At 68.6% G+C, this 13,675-nt stretch carries 14 protein-coding genes; 7 read left to right on the top strand and 7 right to left on the bottom strand.

Annotated features, from left to right (window positions below; genetic code table 11):
• Positions 1-112 precede the first annotated feature (112 nt).
• A complete protein-coding gene (gene pnuC, locus JOE46_RS09710) occupies positions 113-751 on the top strand; it encodes a nicotinamide riboside transporter PnuC (protein ID WP_209927075.1) in 639 nt (212 codons plus the stop codon).
• Positions 752-754: 3 nt separating this feature from the next.
• Entirely contained in the window at positions 755-1,834 is a 1,080-nt protein-coding gene (locus JOE46_RS09705; RefSeq protein ID WP_209927074.1) for an AAA family ATPase, read from the top strand.
• Between the two features lie 46 nt (positions 1,835-1,880).
• On the opposite strand, the gene JOE46_RS09700 is transcribed toward JOE46_RS09705, so the two are convergent.
• From JOE46_RS09700 to JOE46_RS09685, 4 genes are read right to left on the bottom strand one after another with little or no spacing between them, the layout of a single operon-like run.
• Positions 1,881-2,258 (bottom strand): hypothetical protein, encoded by a 378-nt coding sequence (locus JOE46_RS09700; RefSeq protein WP_209927073.1) that lies wholly within the window; start codon positions 2,256-2,258, stop codon positions 1,881-1,883.
• A complete protein-coding gene (locus JOE46_RS26390; protein ID WP_245221005.1) occupies positions 2,255-3,544 on the bottom strand; it encodes a hypothetical protein in 1,290 nt (429 codons plus the stop codon). The genes JOE46_RS09700 and JOE46_RS26390 overlap by 4 nt, the downstream gene beginning before the upstream one ends.
• Complete coding sequence (locus JOE46_RS09690; protein ID WP_245221004.1) at positions 3,541-3,858, bottom strand: WXG100 family type VII secretion target; 318 nt, start codon at positions 3,856-3,858, stop codon at positions 3,541-3,543. Before JOE46_RS09690 ends, JOE46_RS26390 begins: the two co-directional genes overlap by 4 nt.
• A complete protein-coding gene (locus JOE46_RS09685) occupies positions 3,851-4,177 on the bottom strand; it encodes a WXG100 family type VII secretion target (protein ID WP_209927072.1) in 327 nt (108 codons plus the stop codon). Before JOE46_RS09685 ends, JOE46_RS09690 begins: the two co-directional genes overlap by 8 nt.
• 86 nt (positions 4,178-4,263) lie before the next feature.
• Between JOE46_RS09685 and JOE46_RS26385 the strand changes: the two genes are divergently transcribed.
• Complete coding sequence (locus JOE46_RS26385) at positions 4,264-4,560, top strand: LpqN/LpqT family lipoprotein (RefSeq protein WP_245221585.1); 297 nt, start codon at positions 4,264-4,266, stop codon at positions 4,558-4,560.
• Between the two features lie 10 nt (positions 4,561-4,570).
• On the opposite strand, the gene JOE46_RS09675 is transcribed toward JOE46_RS26385, so the two are convergent.
• Together JOE46_RS09675 and JOE46_RS09670 are read right to left on the bottom strand one after the other, a co-directional pair.
• Positions 4,571-4,852, bottom strand: coding sequence for a GNAT family N-acetyltransferase (locus JOE46_RS09675; protein WP_209927069.1), 282 nt, complete (start codon positions 4,850-4,852; stop codon positions 4,571-4,573).
• A gap of 65 nt (positions 4,853-4,917) precedes the next feature.
• Complete coding sequence (locus tag JOE46_RS09670; RefSeq protein ID WP_209927068.1) at positions 4,918-5,853, bottom strand: NAD-dependent epimerase/dehydratase family protein; 936 nt, start codon at positions 5,851-5,853, stop codon at positions 4,918-4,920.
• 67 nt (positions 5,854-5,920) lie between these two features.
• On the opposite strand from JOE46_RS09670, the gene JOE46_RS09665 reads away from it, so the two are divergent.
• Positions 5,921-6,532: a TetR/AcrR family transcriptional regulator gene (locus tag JOE46_RS09665; RefSeq protein WP_209927067.1), complete on the top strand. Its 612-nt coding sequence runs from the start codon at positions 5,921-5,923 to the stop codon at positions 6,530-6,532.
• A 3-nt stretch (positions 6,533-6,535) separates the two neighbouring features.
• Here JOE46_RS09665 and JOE46_RS09660 read toward each other — a convergent pair whose 3' ends face one another.
• A complete protein-coding gene (locus JOE46_RS09660) occupies positions 6,536-9,769 on the bottom strand; it encodes a DEAD/DEAH box helicase (protein WP_209927066.1) in 3,234 nt (1,077 codons plus the stop codon).
• A 138-nt stretch (positions 9,770-9,907) separates the two neighbouring features.
• Between JOE46_RS09660 and JOE46_RS09655 the strand changes: the two genes are divergently transcribed.
• The 3 genes from JOE46_RS09655 to JOE46_RS09645 all read left to right on the top strand — a co-directional run bounded on the left by JOE46_RS09655 (position 9,908) and on the right by JOE46_RS09645 (position 13,670).
• A complete protein-coding gene (locus JOE46_RS09655; protein WP_209927065.1) occupies positions 9,908-11,050 on the top strand; it encodes a patatin-like phospholipase family protein in 1,143 nt (380 codons plus the stop codon).
• A 260-nt stretch (positions 11,051-11,310) separates the two neighbouring features.
• On the top strand, positions 11,311-12,981 hold the full coding sequence (locus tag JOE46_RS09650; RefSeq protein ID WP_209927064.1) for a thiamine pyrophosphate-binding protein: 1,671 nt from the start codon (positions 11,311-11,313) through the stop codon (positions 12,979-12,981).
• 14 nt (positions 12,982-12,995) lie between these two features.
• Positions 12,996-13,670, top strand: a complete 675-nt coding sequence (locus JOE46_RS09645) for an SRPBCC family protein (protein WP_307861268.1) — start codon at positions 12,996-12,998, stop codon at positions 13,668-13,670.
• Positions 13,671-13,675 lie beyond the last annotated feature (5 nt).

The following is a 13,675-nucleotide window of genomic DNA, read 5'->3' as shown; positions in this document are numbered from 1 at the left end:
TCAATCGCCTGCCAGGGCGAAGTCCGGATCTCCCACCGCACAGCTCAGGCCCGGACGCCTTCGTGTGGATGTGATCTAATATTGCGCAATATTGATTTAAGTAGGGGGAGTTGTGACCGCGTTCTTGCAATCAACCGCATTCACCGCCTTCGGTGCGCCGACCACCTGGGCGGAGGTGCTCGGCTTCGTCACCGGCGCCTGGTGCGTTTGGCTGGTGGGCCGTCAGTCCGCGTGGAACTGGCCGATCGGCATCGCCAACAACGCCGTGTGGATCCTGCTGTTCGCCACCGCAGGACTGTTCGCCGATTCGGCGCTGCAGGTGGTCTACATCGGACTCGCCCTGTGGGGCTGGCACAACTGGGTGCGCGGCCGCGTGGGGGAGACGTTGCCGGTCACGGGCACCTCCACCGCGGAATGGCGATGGCTCGCCTGCGCGGGGGTCGCGGGAACCGTCGCGCTGACGCTGCTTCTCGACACCGCGACCTCCTCGACCGTCCCGTTCTGGGACGCGGTGACCACCGCGCTGTCGCTGCTCGCGACCTGGGGGCAGGCGAAGAAGCGATGGGAGTCGTGGCTGCTGTGGATCGCCGCCGACCTGATCTACATCCCGCTCTACCTGCACAAGGGTCTGACCCTCACCGCGCTGCTCTACGTGGGATTCCTGCTGCTGTGCGTCCGCGGATTGCTGGTCTGGCGCCGCAGCATGGCCACCGCGCCTGCGTCCGCGCCTGTACCCGTGACGGCAGGCTGAGCGATGTACGAGCACGCGCTGGTGATCGGGAAGTTCTACCCGCCGCACCGCGGACACCACCACCTGGTTCGGTCGGCGGCGCGCGTTGCCGCGCGGGTGAGTGTCGTGGTGATGGCGTCGGCCGCCGAGTCGATCCCGCTGGCGGAGCGGGTGTCGTGGATGCGGCGGTCGCACGCTGGCGACGCGAACGTGACTGTCACCGGGATCGCCTGCGACGCACCGTTGGACCTGGAGGCGACGCCGGTGTGGGCGGCGCAGGTCGCCTGTATGAAGGCGGCGGTGCGGCAGATCGACGCGACACCCGTCGACGCCGTCGTCTCCAGCGAGAAGTACGGCGACGAACTCGCGCGCTGGTTCACGGCGACCCATGTCTGCGCCGACCCCGACCGCGTCGAGTATCCGATCTCCGGGACCGACTGCCGCGCGGGCCTCGCGGACAGATGGGACTGGCTCGACGAGCCGGCGCGGGCCGGGCTGGCGACCCGGATCGTGGTGCTCGGCGCCGAGTCGACAGGCACCACCACGGTCAGTCGCGCGGTGGCACAGCGCTATCGGGACCGCGGCGGGGTCTGGTCGCGGACCGGGTGGGTGCCCGAGTACGGGCGTCAGGCCACCCACGACAAGCTGGCCAGGCTGCGCTCGGTGCAACCCGGCGCCCCGGTGGAGGCGCTCACCTGGACCGGTGACGACTTCGCGCGCATCGCCGGGGAGCAGGCCCGGACGGAGGAGGCGGCAGCCCGGGCAGGATCGCCCGTCCTGATCTGCGACACGGACGCCTTCGCGACCACGGTGTGGGAGCGGCGGTACCTCGGTCCGGGCGGCGGGCGTGCATGGGAGGGCGTCGCAGATCGGCGGGCGTTGTACCTGCTCACCGACCACGTCGGAGTTCCGTTCGTGCAGGACGGCATTCGCGACGGCGAGCATGTCCGGGCCGAGATGACGGGCTGGTTCGAGGACGCGCTCACCGCGACCGGGCGCTCGTGGGTGCTGCTCACCGGTTCGCTGGAGGAGCGGGTGGAGGTGGCGGTGCGCGTGGTCGACCAGGCATTGGCGCAGCGGTCGTCGTTCAGCGCGCCGTTGTGAGCCGGTCGACGGTGACCGTCTGGACTCGCTGCACGGCCGGTTTGAGCTAGTCCGTGAGGTCGAGCCTGGGTGTCCTCCCGCATCGCACACGTACCTCGCCCCAATCGCCGTTGACGAGATAGGAACCGTCGTCGCTCACCAAACGGTCGATGTTGCCGAGGTCTTCTTCGCCGCTGGCGTCCACGAATCTGTTCGTCGATCGCCTGATCCATTCGATCTCGGTGACGTCGTCGAAGACCAGTGCGGCATTGGCATAGCAGTACCGTTCGCCGGGCAACGGGTCGTGATAGCTGGGGTGCTCCGGCGTGAGGACGGCCTCCAGCTTGAATGACAACGTGTGTGGGAGCTCCGAAATGGCGAGTACGAAGCTGTCCTCGAGATACACGCCCGACAGCCCCGGGAGCTGTGCGTAATCGCTTGTCATGGCAGGTCCCATTCGATTGGAGTGTGGTTACCGAGGCTCTTGCGTGTCACCGGGTTGCCGAAGGGGTCGATACGCAGCCCTGTCGGGTCGCGGAGTTCGACGTGCGGGTCTTCGCTTCCAGGAGCGCGCGATGAGCCCTTCTTGATGGTCAGGCGGACGACGCCGTTCTCGTCAACGTACTTGGCGGGGCCATCGGCGGCTTGCATCTTGGTCCATCCCTCCGAACGTGCGTAGTCCTCCAGCTCGCTGGCCTTCGGTTTGTTGCCGTTCTGGAAGAGATCGCCGATGTCCTTTTTCGTCGGCTTCAGTTTCGCCTTGTCGATGATCTTCTTGCCGAGGGTTTTGATTCGCTCGAGAACGAGGCGGAGCCCCCTGAGGTCGTTGCCGGCTTTGACGCCGCGCCCGACATTCTTTGCAGCCTTCCACGCGATGACTGCGTCGCGGACGATACGCCCGAACTTGGTGATCGTCTGGGCAGATTTGGCGGCCCCCGCGGCTGCGGAGATACCGAAACTGACAAACGAGGCCGCGACCGCGATGGTGGCCGTGACTGCGAGCTCGACTGCGAGATCCTCGAGGAGGTTGCTGAGGTTTTGGCGTAGTTCCTCGACGCCTACCTTGTACTCCGAGCACGATTCCGCCATCTCGCGGCATGCATCTTGCAGGCCTTCGACCGCGGACTGAAGTTCCTCGAGGTCGTCGTAGATGAACTCGACTTCCGGGGACGTCACGTCGACGAACAGGTCCATGGTCGCCTGCAACGCTGCAGCCGCGTCGGTGGTTTCGGCGCTGTTGGCAAGGGTGCTCCACACCGTGGAGGCTTCGTTCAGCTTCTCGGTATCACCGTCCGGGACAGGGATTCCGACCTCGGACGCCAGCCCGAGGCCGCCGTCGACCAGTCCGTTTCCGGGACCGCCCGCAGACGGTGGAAGTGCGGGGGTGCAGCCAGGCAGCACGGATGGCAGAGGAGGCGGCGATGGAGGTGCTCCGCCGTCGACATTGGCGTTGTGGTCCGCCATGGCATGGTTGTGACCGGCCTGCCGTAACACGGCACCGTAGTTCTCCAACGCCCGCACCGCGTCGTCGCGCCCGGCCAGGATCAGCTGTGCGCGCTCGTCATACGATGTCGCCCATTCGCGGCCGGAGTCGAACGTGCCGGCCATTCCACCGCAATGTTGTAGTGACTGCACCGCCGTCGTGAAAGCGGTGTACAGGCTGACGGCGGCATCGTTGCACCGAGTGCCCGCCGCGTAATAGGTTTCGGGGTCGGCATCCACCAGTGTCATTCGGCGCCTCCGCGCCCGAGCATCTGCAGGTTTGCGGAAACCGCGCCCGTGTACTGCTCGTGCGCCTGCCTCGCTGCCGTCCTCATTGCGTCGAGACCTTCACGCAGATCCTTCGCTCCGGCTTCCCACTTCCGATGTGCATCGGCATGGGCGGTTGCGGCTTTGCCGGTCCAACTGGCGGGAAGGCCTGCGACTCGATTCTCCAGCTCGTCGAGGTTCTCCTCGACGAAGCCGACCAGTCCGGCGATGCGGGCAATCACGTGGTCGAGCTGTTCGAGGTCGACCGTGAATCGTGACGTCATCGCGTCAGTCAAGCCGCAAAGAGCTGATCGATCCGGCCGCGGCGGTATCTTGCCTCGCGTAGTTCTCGGCGGTCACGCCTAGCAGTTCGGCCATCGAGCTCAGGGATTCGAATACTTGGACGCCGCCGTCGAACAGCTCTCGCCACCCAGCTCCGTAAGCCGCGGCGGCATTACCGGACCAACCTCCGGACATCAGGCTGTCCACCTCGGAGCCAGCAGATCTCAGTGCTACCAGAAGGTCCTGCGCGGTCTTGTACGCGAAGCGCCCGGCCTCTTGCACACCGTCGGCATCGACGAACAGGCCGTTGTTCTCAGAGCTTGATTCAGTCATTGTTCCCCCCGCATGGACGGTAGCGGTCAGCCGGAGGGCCGGGCAAATTGTGGCTGGTCGGTGGTCAGCATTTCGTGATTCAGGCAATGCGAAGGGTCTTCGGATACACCCGCCACCATCGTTGGCCGATTCGCGGCGACTGCCTGGATGGCACGACCTGGAACATCCGCCGTCGAACTCCACGGACGCCCGTCGGCGTTCATCCGAGACACTACGCGGTCGAGCCGTGGAATTTCGCTGCCACGACCCGCTACGTCGTGACGGACGGGAAGGAGGGGCAGTACCTCACCCAGCTGACCGTCACGACCCTCGCGAGTCAGGATGGGGACCTCGCGACCGATGTCGCCGTCCTGAACCTCGGGCTCGAGATAACGCAGCTTTAGAACCGCAGGTCTACGCCGCCAGCAGGTCCTTGTACTCCGGATTCTGCTCAACAAACCTCTCCACATACGAGCACGACGTCGCGATCGAGATGCCGTCCGCCCGCGTCGCGTCCAGTGCCGCCGCGACCAGCTTGCCCGCTAGGCCCTGCCCGCGGAAGGCGGGATCGGTGACGGTGTGGTCGAAGTCCCGGACGCCGTCGATCACGGTGTAGTCGGCGTGCCCGGCGAGGGTGTCGTCGACGTGGATCTCGAAGCGGTTCTCGGCCGGCTTGTGCTCGATGCGGTGCGCCACGGTGACGGGTCCTTTCGACAGAAGATTTCTCGCACGTTACCCATGCGGGGTACTAGCCGGATCAACTACGCGCCGCCGAGCGCTATTCCGGCCTCCGGCAGCGCCGGACGAAGCTCGTCCAAACTCACCGTCTCGTGCAGCCACGTCGGCGACGCGATCGGGTCCTTCAACACCCGCTGAACCGCCAGCGCCGCGACCGCCGCCGTCGCCCGCGACTGGCCGCGCCCGGTGGCCCACCACGACCTGCCGTCGCCGCCGCGGGCGGCGATCACCCAGCCGTCGCCGCCGGGCATGCCGCCCGCCGGCGCCAGCGGCGCCACCCTCGGTGCCCAGGTCAGCGCTGCCAGGCCCAACGTCGCGAGCCGGGAGTCCAGCCGCAGGTAGCTGCGGACCGGAACCCCGAGCTGCGCGGTCAGCCGGTGCTGGTCCGCGAAGTCCGTGCGCAGCGCCGGGAACCGCGGGTAGCCCGCCTCGGCCGGGAGGTCGAACCGCGTCGGCCGGGTGTAGTTGCGCACCCGGGAGCCGTCCGGATCCGGGAAACGCTTGCCCAGCAGCCCGTACGTCCACGCCGTCGCGGCCGGCCCGTGCGCCTCACCGGCCCCGAGCCCGATCAGCACGTCCACCGGCCCATCCGCGCGCGCCGCCTCGGTCGCGAGCAGGCCGCTCAGTCCGGGCGCGATCCCAACGCCCAGCAGCACCGGCCCGTCCACCCGCTCCAGCTCCCGCGCGTACTCGGACGTCGCGGTGATGTCGACGAACGGGATGCCGCGACCGGCGACCGCCGCCGCGACCGCGGGGTCCTCGGCCCCGGAGCAGTTCACCACCGCCGACACCCCGTCCAGCCCCGACTCCAGCGAGCTGGGGTCGGCCAGGTCGACCACTCGGTCCGCCCGCGATGCGTCCCGGCCGGCGGCCAGGGCGTCGATGCCCGCCGCGCGCAGCCTCTCGACCACGTGCACGCCCACTGCGCCGTATCCGCCCAGAACCAGTACCGAGGTCATGTCGATCTCCCGTTCATTTCACTAGAGTGATGCTCTAGTGCGTCACTCTAGATCTACACTTCAGTTCGTGGCAACACCGAACGAGGACGACAAGACACCGGCGCGGCGGAAGATCCTCACCGCGGCGCGCACTCTGTTCACCACCACCGGCTACGCGTCGACCACCATCAAGGCGATCGCCGCGGAGGCAGGCGTCGCGGTGCAGACCGTCTACTTCGTGTTCGGCAACAAGCGCAGCGTGCTCGCCGCGCTGCTCGACGTTTCGATCGCAGGCGACGACGAGCCGATCGCGACGCTGGACCGGCCGTGGGTCGCCGAGGCCGTCGCCGAGCCGGACCCGATGGCGCAGTTGCGGATCCAGGTGCACGGCGCGCGGCTGATCCTGGACCGGGTGGGCCCGGTGCTGCTGGCGGTGCGGGCGGCGGCGGGGGCGGACCCCGAGGTCGCGCAGCTGTGGGCAACCACCTGCGAGCACCACGAGACGGTGCTGCGGCACCTGACGACCGCGCTCGCCGAGAAGGTCGACGGGCTCGACGTGGATCGCTGCGTCGACGTCGGGCTGGCGCTGCAGAGCCCCGAGACCCACGCCCTGCTCATCGACGAACGGGGCTGGAGCGCAACGGACTACGACGACTGGGTGGTCGAGGCGTTGGCGTTCGCCGCGGGCATCGCGAACTGAGCGTTACCCGAACAGTTCCCGGATGTCCTCGGCGGACAGCGTCGCGTTGAACGCCCCGCCCTCGTCCACCACGCTGGCGAACAGCTCCGACTTGCGGGCCTGCAGCGCCATCACCTTCTCCTCGATGGTGTCCCTGGCGATCAGCCGGTACACCATCACGTTCCGGGTCTGCCCGATCCGGTGGGTGCGGTCCACGGCCTGCGCTTCGCTGGCCGGGTTCCACCACGGGTCCAGCAGGAAGCAGTAGTCGGCCTCGGTCAGGTTCAGCCCGAACCCGCCCGCCTTGAGGCTGATCAGGAACACCGGCGCCTCGCCGTTCTTGAACTCGCCCAACACCTTCGCCCGGTCCCGGGTCCTACCGTCGAGGTAGGCGTAGTCGACGCCCTCGGCGTCCAGCCGGGTGCGCACCCGGTCCAGGAACCCGGTGAACTGGCTGAACACCAGCGCCCGGTGACCGCCGTCGATCACGTCCGCCAGCTGCTCGAGCAGGGCGTCGATCTTCGCCGACGCGATCGAGGCGTGCGCGTCGTCGATCAGCGACGCGTCCAGGCTCAGCCGGCGCAGCAGCGTCAGCGACTGCAGGATGGTGAACCGGTTGGCGTCCACGTTCTCGACCAGCCCGAGGATCTTCTGCCGCTCGCGCTGCAGGTGGGTGTCGTAGAGCTTGCGGTGCCGCGGCGACAGCTCCACCTCGAGCACCTGCTCCTGCTTCGCGGGCAGGTCGGAGGCGACCTGTTCCTTGGTGCGGCGCAGGATCAGTGGCTTGATCCGCCGCCGCAGCCGGCCGAGCAGCTCGACGTCGCCGCCGTTCTCGATCGGGGTGCGGTAGTACTCGGCGAACCGGGTCGGGTTCGGGAACAGCCCGGGCGCGGTGATCGACAGCAGCGACCACAGCTCCATCAGGTTGTTCTCCATCGGGGTGCCGGTGATCGCGATCTTCGTCGGCGCCTCGATCCGGCGCATGGTCAGGTACGCCTTGGACCGGTGGTTCTTGACGAACTGCGCCTCGTCGAGCAGCAGCATCGACCAGCGGTGCGCCGCGTACTCCTCGTCGTCGAGCCGGGCCAGGGTGTACGAGGTGACCACCACGTCCGCGCCCTCGATCGACTCCATCAGCGGCGCACCGCGTTTCGCGGCCGTCTCGGACATCGCGACCACCCGCAGGTGCGGGGCGAACCGGGCCGCCTCCGACGCCCAGTTCGAGACCACCGACGTCGGCGCCACGATCAGCACCGGCGGATCGGACGGGTTCGCCTCCCGCGCCTGGCAGATGAGCGCCAGCGACTGCACCGTCTTGCCGAGGCCCATGTCGTCGGCGAGGATGCCGCCGAGCCCGTTCGACCAGAGGAAGCTCAGCCAGCGGAACCCGTCGAGCTGGTACGGCCGTAGCGTCGCCCGCAGCGAGGCCGGTGCGTCGAGGGTGGACGACGCCGCCACGTCCAGCAGCCCCTGCACCTGCTCGCGCCACCGGGCGGCCTGCCGTTCGACCACCCCGAGCGCCGCGAACTCCTCCCACAGCGAGACCTGGAACCGGCTCAGCCGCAACCCGTTCGGGTCCTGCTCGTGCAGGCCGGCGGCCTCGGCGATCAGGTCCTTCAGTCGCTGCAGCTCCGGCTTGTCCAGCGAGAGGTAGGCGCCGTCGGGCAGCAGCAGGTGGGACTGGCCCGCGGTCAGCGCGGCGAACAGGTCCCGGAACGGTACCGGGGCGTCTTCGACGCGGACGGTGATGGACAGGTCGAACCAGTCGCCGCTGTCGGTGGCGTCGGTGCCGACCCCGATGCTCAGGGTGTCGCCGGCGTCGCGGTAGTCGGCGGCGGTGCCCTCGACCCGGACCTCGATGTCCTCGCGCCCGCGCAGCAGCGGCAGCAGCTCGGTGGTCAGCCGCGCGGTGTCGAGCCCGTCGAGGCTCACCCGCGGCAGCAGCCCGCCGCCGGGACCGAGCAGCCGGTGCTGCTCGAGCGGCAGGTCCAGCCCGGCAAGCAGCGCCCGCTCCCCGGCCGGGTCGCGGAACGACTCGTCGGAACCCGGCGCCAGCTCCACCTCGTGGGCCGTGTCGCCGACGGAGTAGCGGAACCGCCAGTGCAGCCGGGCCCGGTGCCCCGCCTGGTACGCGACGTCCAGCAGCAGCGTCGGGCCCGCGATCGTCGGGGCGGTGAACGAGCCGTTGGCCGAGCGAACGCTCGCGGCCCGGCTCAGCCGCGGGTAGTAGGAGGTCGCGAACCGGTCCGCGTCGGCCGCGGGCACCGTGATCGAGGCACCGGCGATCGCCAGCTCCTGCATCGCGCGCGTCGCCGTGCCGGACAGCCGGGCGATCCGGAACGGCCACTGCGCGGGTGAGGTGGCTTGCGGGTCGTCGGGGCGCAGGTAGATCACCCCGTGCGCGTCCTCGCCGAGGAAGCCGAGCACCACCGCGGGCCCGTCGGAGTCGTCGGTGCGCACGGTCGGGGTGACGACGAGGTCGCCGCCGGTGTCGTCGATGTCCACGCACAGCTCGGCGGTGCCGGGGTGGGGGAGGGCGCCCAGCTCCTTGTTGCCGTAGAGCAGCTCGATCCCGGCCCCGGCGGCCTCGTCGAGCAGCGCCCACAGCCGCCGGCTGGTGATCGTGGTGAGGTCGAGGTCCTTCTCGGCGGACCCGTAGCCGCTGCGCCTGCGCCCGCCCAGCTGGTGCACCGTGTGCAGCTCGCTCAGCAGGTCCCGGTGCCGGGGGTCCACCTCGTGCATGGTCGGCAGGTTCGCCCAGTTCATGTTCGCGTTGACCCAGCCGGCCCGGCCGGGCCGGGCCAGCCGCGCGTACAGACGCCAGAACTGGGAGCGGGGGCCGGGGGTCAGCGTCAGCTGCACCGCCAGCGGGACGGTTCCGCCGTCGCGCCGGTCGTCGCCGCCGAGCGCGGCGCCGAGCACGTCCTCCCAGGACGGCGGCGCCGCGACGGCCTGCGTGTCCGGCTGGTCGAGGAGCGCGACCGTGAGCGCGACCGAGTGCTTGCAGTTCAGCCGGACCGGGCAGCTGCACTCGCCGCGCGCGAACTCGAGCCGCTCGGCGCGCAGGCTGAACACCGCCGACGTCCGGTACAGCTCGGTCCCGTCGACCAGGCCGACCGCCCGGCGCTCCGCGGCCAGCCAGTCCAGCTCCAGCACCGAGCCGCCGCGGGCGTAGCGGACCCCGCGGTCGTAGGTGGTCTGCCCGACCGCCCGCACCAGGGTGGTGATGGTGTGGTCGCGATCGGCGGGCGTGAGCATGGCTAGACGGTAGTCGGTGGGGGAGACAGCGCAGGTCGCGCGCCCGCCCGAACTCCTGTTCGCCGTCCTCGTGTCGTCGCGCCGGCGGGAGTACCGTCAGTCAGCGAGGCGAAACGCGTGCGTCGATTGGGGCGGATCGTGGCTGAACGCATCGGGCTGGTCGTAGCGGGAGCGGGCGCACGAGGTGCGTTCGAAGCAGGCGCCATGGCGACGCTGGCGAAACGGATGGCCGCGGACAACACCCCGCCGTCGATCCTGGTAGGCACCAGCGCCGGCGCCCTGAACGTGGTCGGGCTCGGCGGCCTCTTCGACCTCGGAGTGGTGAGGGCGGCGGACGAACTCGCTCGTCGGTGGGGATTGTTCAGGCTGGACGATGTCTTCGAGCCGGTGAACAGCGTCGTCGGGAGCGGGCTGCGCTACCTGGCTCAGATCGCCGGAATCCCGGTACGTCTTCCCAGCCTGCTGGACACCGACCCACTGCGGGACACGCTGAAGCGAATGCTGCCGTGGGACAGGCTGCACGAGAACATCGCCGCGGGAACGATCGGCGCCGTCGCGGTGACCGCCACGTCCGTGGCGACGCGGGGGACGGTCGTGTTCGTGGAGAGGAACTCGTCCGTGGACCTCCCGCTCTACGACGCGAGCCGCAACATCACGTACGTGGACACGATGCTCACCGTCGACCATGTGCTCGCCTCCGCCGCCGTGCCGGCGCTCTTCCGCCCGGTGCACGTGCCGGACTCGCACGGCTGGTCCGGTTGGTACGTCGACGGCGGTTTGCTCCTGAACACGCCCCTCAAGCCCGCGATCGATTTCGGTGCCGACCTGTTGGGTGTAGTCGCGACGCATCCCCCGACCTGGCCGACCGGGTTCCCATCCGAACAGCCCACTCACACCGGGAAGCCCGACGTGTTCGGGGCCGCGGCGCTCTCCATGCGCGCCATGCTGGCCGACCGCATGATCGAGGATCTGCGCGCGATCGAACGCCGCAACGAATATGCGCGCGTCTGCCCGGAGATTGCTCGCCAGATCAGTTTCATCTTCGCCGGTCCTGCACTGGACCAGGCCGGCGAGATCGCCGCGCTCGCGGACAGGATCTTCCGCGAACAATTCGCCTGCCTGCGAGGCACGCAGAACCCGTCGTTGTGGGCCCTGGCCCGGCTGATCGGGGGCGAGGCGGCAGACCGAGGCGATCTGCTCAGCTTCCTCTTCTTCGACCCGGCCTTCACTGAGGCGGCAGCGGAGCTCGGACGTGCCGTCGAGTTGGTCGAATCCGGGTAGGACACGTCGCGCACGACCGCGGCCTCACGCTATCGAAGCGTCGGTTCGTCCTGTGTCAACCCGTGACGCTCGCGTCGAGGGGTAGAGATTTGCACCTTGGGGTGGGTAGTCGAGCTGATGGTTTGGGGCGACCCTGGAACCCGAAGGAGCTTAGCAATGGCAAAGATTCTGGGCAGGCCCAGCGCTTTCGAGGGTAACCCCGGCAACAAGGTGTGGCTGTCGCCCAGGGACGGGCCCGAAACATTCGGGAGGACCACCGCATGGGCATGAACGGTCGAGGACACGGAAACACACCGCGGCGGATCGTCGACTATCTTGTCGACTCCGTGACCGCGCTGGGAGTTCGGCACATCTTCGGGGTGGACGGCGCCAACATCGAGGACCTCTACGACGCCATCTTCGATGCCGACGTGGACGTGACCGGAGTGGTGGCGAAACACGAGTTCTCCGCGGTCACGATGGCCGACGGGTACGCACGCTCGACGAGCGGACTCGGTGTCGTCGCCGCTACCTCTGGCGGCGGCGCGATGAACCTGGTCGCCGGCCTGGCCGAATCCTTCACCTCACGTGTGCCGGTGCTGGCCGTCGTCGGTCAGCCACCGACGGCGTCGGAGGGCAATGGCGCATTCCAGGATTCCAGCGGCCGGGCCGGGTCGATCAACGCGGTGCGGTTGTTCTCCGAAATCTCCCGCTACTGCGCGCGGGTCGAGCGGCCCGAGGACATCGCCGAGCATCTGCAGCGGGCGGTATCCGCCGCCAGGCGCGGGGGGCCGGTGGTGCTGTTGTTACCCAAAGATGTTCAGCAAGCCACCGTGACCGTGCCCCGGTTCACCCCGCCCGCCCGCCGGGTAGTTCACGATCGCATCGGGCTGGCCCGCGTCACCGAGATGATCGCCGCAGCCAGGAGCACCGGAAAAATCGTGCTCGTCGTCGGCGATCAGGTAGCGCGCAACGACGCCCGCGCGCAGCTGCGCGCACTTGCCGTCGCATTGGACGCGGCGGTCGGGGTAGCACCGGATGCGAAGGATTGCTACACCCCCGACGAACGCGGATTCTGCGGTGTCGCGGGCACGATGGGCCACGCCGAACTCGTTGACGCCGTACGGCAATCGGCATTGTGTCTGCTGGTGGGGACCCGGATGCCGATGACCGCGCGGGCCGGCCTCGACGGGGCGCTGGCCGCAGTGCCTGTGGCCAGCATCGGCGCCGAACCACCCTATCTGCCCACGACACACGCGGTCGGCATGAACCTCGGTTCGACGCTGGCCGATCTCGCGGCCGTGTTCCACCCCGACGGCGAACCGGAACCAGCAGCCCCGCAGGCCCTGACGACGCTTGAGGTGCCCGACTCCTCGGGGCCGGGACTTCGCTACCGCGAGGCAGTGGAGGCGATCGGCGCGATGCTGCCGTCCGGGTCGGACGTATTCGCGGACGCCGGGAATACGGGCGCGTCCGTCGTGCATCATCTTTCGGCGCCCCGCGGCGGGCGATTCGTGGTCGCCCTCGGGATGGGCGGCATGGGCTATAGCTTCGGCGCCGGGATCGGCTCGGCGTTCACCCGGAACAGAAGGACATTCGTGATCGCCGGCGACGGCGCGTTCTTCATGCACGGCCTGGAGATCCACACCGCGATCGAGCACAACCTGCCGGTGACGTTCATCATTTTCAACAACAATGCGCACGCCATGTGCGTGACCCGCGAGCAACTGTTCTATCGAAATCGCTACAGCTTCAACCGATTCCGGCCGTCCCTGCTCGGCGAGGGTATCGCGGCGATGTTCCCGACACTGTCGGCATTCGCCGCGCGAAGCGTCGGCGACCTGACCGACGCGCTGGCCCGCAGCGCCAACACCGAGGGTCCGTCGTTCGTTTCGGTGGATTGCGATCCGGACGAGATACCGCCGTTCCTGCCGTTCCTGACCCACCCCTGATCAAAGGAGAACTCGTGACCGTCAATATTCCCGCCCCGACAGGCCTTCCCGCTCTCAGCGACATCACCGAGGACGAAATCCCGGGTGTCCTGCGGATCGAGAATTCCGACAGGGATGCCACCACACCGATCATCATGGACATGCTGCGGTCGGTGTACCCGCACGAGCAGGTGTTCGGCCAGTTCTGCCCGGTCAACGCCTACATCGCGGCGCCGCCGCGGCAGGTGTACGAGTATCTTGCGGACACCCGGTGCCTGGAGGAGTGGACCTACAGCCTCCGCGGGTTCACCGAAGCCGACGAGACCGGGCTGTGGGTCTCCCAGGACAGACTCGGCGACCAGACGAAATGCTTCGTGCGCACCGTCACCGATTCCGGCGCGATGACGGTGGACTACCACTGCGCGTGGGATCAGGGCCAGCACCTGTGGATGATCTATCTGATGCGGGTGGTCGACGCGGAGGCGGTGCTGAACGCGCCGGGATCGGTGGTGCTGTGGAACAACTGCCACCACCCGTTCTACGACGAGAACCCCTACCCGGAGACGGCGCCGGCGGACCGCCCGGTGTGGGTCGGCGACTTCTGGGACATGTTCTCCGCCGGGCATCAGTTGGAGATGGACAACCTCAAGGCCATCTGCGAGTACCGCGCCGCCCACGGACTACCGATCAAGCCGGAGTGGATGAAGTGAGCACG

This window comes from Rhodococcus sp. PvR099 (assembly GCF_017833315.1).
GTDB lineage: Bacteria > Actinomycetota > Actinomycetes > Mycobacteriales > Mycobacteriaceae > Rhodococcus_G > Rhodococcus_G oryzae.
This window is presented reverse-complemented; position numbering and strand designations above follow the sequence as displayed.